The sequence below is a fragment of the Vibrio sp. CAU 1672 genome, from assembly GCF_029223195.1.
In the GTDB taxonomy this organism is placed as follows: Bacteria; Pseudomonadota; Gammaproteobacteria; order Enterobacterales; family Vibrionaceae; genus Vibrio.
The window spans coordinates 1-1,077 of sequence record NZ_JARHUF010000073.1; the positions used below are offsets into that span (position 1 = coordinate 1).

Genomic DNA, 1,077 nt, shown 5'->3' on the forward strand with positions numbered 1-1,077 from the left:
ATACTGATCGTCAAATCGATCCATAAGTCATTGCATTTTTTATGACATCACTGTAGAAATGAGTAAAAGTAGGCTCTCACTTAGGCCTTATTCCACAAGAGTTTTTCATGATCTTGCCCTGGTGCTGCCTATCACATGTTTGCTAATTTATTGTATGAAATATTATAGGTTTCCTTTTAGTAAAACATATAAAGATACGGATAACCTCCAACAACAAACGCTTTTTCAGCTAATTGGTTTCTTGCTTTTTACAATTATCTTGGCAGCAATGGGTAGCTGGATAGCTTGGCTTGGAATTCAAGCTCCTCTACAGTACTTCTCGAGTGTTAAAGGATCTGCCCATGGATATACATTAATTCAAATTGGTGGTTTAACTGCTTTATACAGTATGTGGGGGGCACTTATTTTCCTATTTAGGCTAGTTAACTTACGTGATAAGTCTGCCTAACAAACTGTTTAAGAGTGATTCGCAACGCGTGGCATTTTTACTATGCGTTGGTTTTAGTGTTTAAGGTGGTATGCGGGGACTTCGGTATTGCGCTGCTCACACCTTAACAGGGCGTTATAAGCCAACACAAAGTCAACTTTTTAAAGCAACTATGAGAAATATATGATTGATGTACCTTCGTTACCAACGGATAGCCTCTATAAGTTTCTAGCTCTTTCGGGAGTGTTTATTTTGGCATTCTCTTTATATTCGTATGCTCGTTTCTATACATTGACTAAATCAAAGGCTTTTGAACTCGAAGCTGATATTGAGGAGCGAGAGGCTGAAATTTCATTTCTTGAGCGCCAAGAAAGTCCTGAGCAAAGCGACATTTTAAAAGTTCGTATCAAACACAACAGAGGCAAAGTATTGCTAAAAGAGCTTAACTGGTACAGAAAGCAACTAATAGTAATTGGTTTGTTAACAAGTATTCTTGCTGCTTTGGGTGGATTTATGTGCGTATTCCGGCAGGGCAAGATCATGAAAAACTCTTGTGGAATAAGGCCTAAGTGAGAGCCTACTTTTACTCATTTCTACAGTGATGTCATAAAAAATGCAATGACTTATGGATCGATTTGACGATCAGTATT

At 37.9% G+C, this 1,077-nt stretch carries 1 protein-coding gene; it reads left to right on the forward strand.

Annotated features, from left to right (window positions below; translation table 11 throughout):
• Positions 1 to 610: 610 nt before the first annotated feature.
• Positions 611 to 1,000, forward strand: a complete 390-nt coding sequence (locus P2G85_RS21485; RefSeq protein ID WP_275866025.1) for a hypothetical protein — start codon at positions 611 to 613, stop codon at positions 998 to 1,000.
• Positions 1,001 to 1,077 lie beyond the last annotated feature (77 nt).

What these genes read in the sequence shown, in the direction of transcription:
- P2G85_RS21485 (WP_275866025.1), top strand. Translation starts at nt 611, where the DNA reads ATGATTGATGTACCTTCGTTACCAACGGATAGCCTCTATAAGTTTCTA.